Below are 919 nucleotides of genomic sequence, written 5' to 3'. Positions count from 1 at the left end.
TAGGGGTGATTACAAAATGAGCAGCGCGCTCAAGATCGGGGATGTGGAAGTCGGCAGCCGCGCCTCCAGGCGTTCACGCTTGCGTCCGAAGCCGGGGCGCTTGTCGACGGCGAAGCCGGCGGCGGCCAGGCCCCGGCGGACCGCCCCGGCGACGGTGAAGGTGGCGACCCGGGCGCCGGGCGCCGAGCGGGCGGCGACCAGGGCAAGGATCTCCTCGCGCCACATGGCCGGGTTGAGGGCGGGCGAGAAGCCGTCGAGGAACCAAGCGTCGGCTTGGCCGGGCCACTCGGTGAGCGCGGCCTCGACGTCCATCACCGCCAGGTCGATGGTCGCACGGACCTCGGGCAGATCGATGCGATGAAAGCCGCGGGCGCGTCCGGGCCAGCGCGCCGCCAGCAGCGCCGCCAGATCAGCCAGTTCGGGCCACCGCGACAGGGCGCGGGCGGCCTCGTCGGCGGTGATCGGATGGGCCTCGACGCTGAAGATGTGGAGATGGGCGCCGGGCGGGCCAGCGGTGCGCCAGAGGTCGAGCAGGGCCAGGATGTTGAGGCCGGTGCCGAAGCCCAGCTCGCCGACCGTGAACCGGGCGCGGCCGGCCCAGGCCTCGGGCAGCTCGCAGCCTTGCAGGAACACCGCGCGGGTCTCGGCCAGGCCGTCCTCGGCCGAGAAGTAGACGTCGCCATACAGGCGCGACCGCGGTTGGCCGTCGTCGGTCCAGGCTAGGGGGGATTCGTCGCTCATCGCGCCGTTATAACGCGCAATAGAAAAGGGCCGTCCCGAGGGACGGCCCTTCGCTTAAGAACGCGGATGCGTTCGTAAGACTTACTTCGCGGCCGGAGCGGCAGCGGCGTCGGCGGCCGGAGCGGCAGCTGTCTCTTATAAACAACTCCGAGCCCACGAGACTAGCCTCATGATCTGA

General features: G+C 70.5%; 1 pseudogene. It reads right to left on the bottom strand.

From position 1 onward, the window contains the following. Nucleotides 1-51: 51 nt before the first annotated feature. Nucleotides 52-741, bottom strand: a pseudogene (gene mnmD / locus OUA97_RS23230) (tRNA (5-methylaminomethyl-2-thiouridine)(34)-methyltransferase MnmD); the annotation flags it as partial. Nucleotides 742-919 lie beyond the last annotated feature (178 nt).

The organism is Phenylobacterium sp. 58.2.17 (genome assembly GCF_026411515.1).
Lineage (GTDB): Bacteria > Pseudomonadota > Alphaproteobacteria > Caulobacterales > Caulobacteraceae > Phenylobacterium.
This window is presented reverse-complemented; position numbering and strand designations above follow the sequence as displayed.